The 2,243-nt window shown below is 65.8% G+C and carries 1 protein-coding gene; it reads right to left on the minus strand.

The features are described from left to right. A partial coding sequence (locus ACFV2X_RS55520; protein WP_385631949.1) for an AMP-binding protein occupies positions 1-2,243 on the minus strand: 2,243 nt, incomplete at both ends.

Below are 2,243 nucleotides of genomic sequence, written 5' to 3' on the forward strand. Positions count from 1 at the left end.
GCGATATACAACTCGCCCACCACACCCGGCAGCACCGGCCGCAACCCCGCATCCAGCACGAACATCCGCGTATTCGCCACCGGACGACCGATCGGCACCGTCGCCCCATCGGTGTGGAGCGGTGTGGACCGCCAATGCGTCACGTCCACCGATGTTTCAGTCGGGCCGTAGAGGTTGTGGAGCTCGGCACCCAGGGTTGAATGGAACCTCCTGGCCAGGTCGCCCGACAGAGCCTCACCGCTGCAGAAGACCCGCCGCAGCCCCGTACAGCCTCGCGCCGCGTCGTGCTGAAGAAAGACCTCGAGCATCGACGGTACGAAGTGGAGCGTGGTGACCGCCTTCCGCTGGATCAGCGACGCCAGGTAACCAGGGTCTCTGTGCCCCTCCGGCTTGGCCAGGACGAGGGTGGCTCCCACGGCCAGCGGCCAGAAGAACTCCCACACCGAGACGTCGAAGCTCGACGTCGTCTTCTGCAGGACTCGGTCGTCGGAGTCCAGACCGTACTCGTCCTGCATCCACACCAGCCGGTTGACGATGCCTGAATGCGGCACGATCACGCCTTTGGGGCGGCCGGTCGAACCCGAGGTGTAGATGACATACGCGGGGCTCCGCGGGTCGATCTCCCCCGGCGAGGGCAGTCGCACAGCGGCCGGAACCTGCTGTGTGCTCAGCGAGTCATACGTTCCCTCATCGATGACCAGCACTGGCTGGGCGTCTTCGAGGAGGTAGTCGATGCGGTCCTGCGGATAGGACGGGTCGACCGGCACATACGCCGCCCCCGCCTTGTGAATCGCGTAGAGCGCGACAACCAGCTCGACGGAGCGGGGCAGCTTGACCGCGACGATCCGTTCCGGACCGACTCCTCGGAGGATGAGGCATCGGGCGAGTTGGTCGGCTCGTTCGTTGAGTTGGCGGTAGGTGAGTGTGTGGTTGTCGCTGATGACTGCGGTGTGTTCGGGGGTGCGGGCGGCCTGCTTCTCGAAGAGGAAGGGCAGGGTGGTGGGCGGGTACGTGCGGGTGGTGTTGTTCCATGCTGCCAGCTGGGCTTGGTGCGTGGCGGGGTCGGTCAGCGGAAGGTCACTCAGGCAAAGCTCGGGTTGGGCGCTGGCAGTGTCCAGGAGCAGGGTGAAGGCTTGTGCGAGGCGGTTTGCGGTGGCCGGGTCGTAGAGGTCTGTCGCGTATTCGAGTACTCCGTGGATGCCGGTTGGGTGGCCCTGTGGGTCGAAGGTTTCTTCCAGTTCGGCGAACAGGTCGAATTTCGCATTACGTATGGTGATGGGTTCTGGTGCTGTACGTATCGGGCCCAGCTCCAGCATGGGGCGTGCGTTGTTCTGGAGGACCAGCATGACCTGGAACAGCGGGTGCCGGCCCGCGGTCCGTGTCGGGTTCAGTTCTTCGACGACTCGCTCGAAGGGCACGTCCTGGTGTTCGTAGGCTGCCAGGTCCACCTCGCGTACGCGGTCCAGGAGCTCGGCGAATGTCGGGTTTCCGCTTGTGTCCGTCCGTAGGACCAGGGTGTTCACGAAGAACCCGATCAGATCCTCCAGGGACTCATCGGTGCGGCCCGCGGTCACCGAGCCCACCGGTACGTCCATGCCCGCTCCGATGCGGGTCAGCAGGGCCACCAGTGCCGTATGCAGCACCATGAACACGCTCGCGCCCCGCTCCCGGGCCATACGCTCTACCCGCGTATGCACCTCGGCGTCGAGGGACAGCCCGACCGTGGCGCCCCGGAACGACCCCACCGCGGGCCGCGGACGATCGGACGGCAGCGCCAGCTCCTCAGGAGCCCCCTCCAATGCCTTCAGCCAATAGGCCAATTGGGTGCTTACCACGCTGGTTGGATCCTCGGATGAACCCAGCAGCTCCCGCTGCCACAACGTGTAATCCGCGTACTGCACCGGCATCGCGTCCCACACCGGACGCTCGCCCGAGACTCTGGCCTGGTACGCCTTTCCGAGATCGCGCAGCAACGGCCTCACCGACCAGCCGTCACTGGCGATGTGGTGCAACAGCAGCAACAGGACGCGCTCGCCGGACCCGGCCTCCTGGAACAGCCAGGCCCGCACCGGAACCTCCGAGGCGAGATCGAAGCAGTACCCCTCTGCTTCCCGCACCGCCTCCTCAAGCCCTCCGGCGGTCACTTCGACCACCGACAGTCGGGCCACCGCCTGGCCGATCTCCTGATACGGCTCTCCCGCAAACACCGGATACCGGGTCCGCAGCACCTCGTGCCGCCAAGC

The organism is Streptomyces sp. NPDC059679 (genome assembly GCF_042734105.1).
In the GTDB taxonomy this organism is placed as follows: domain Bacteria; phylum Actinomycetota; class Actinomycetes; order Streptomycetales; family Streptomycetaceae; genus Streptomyces.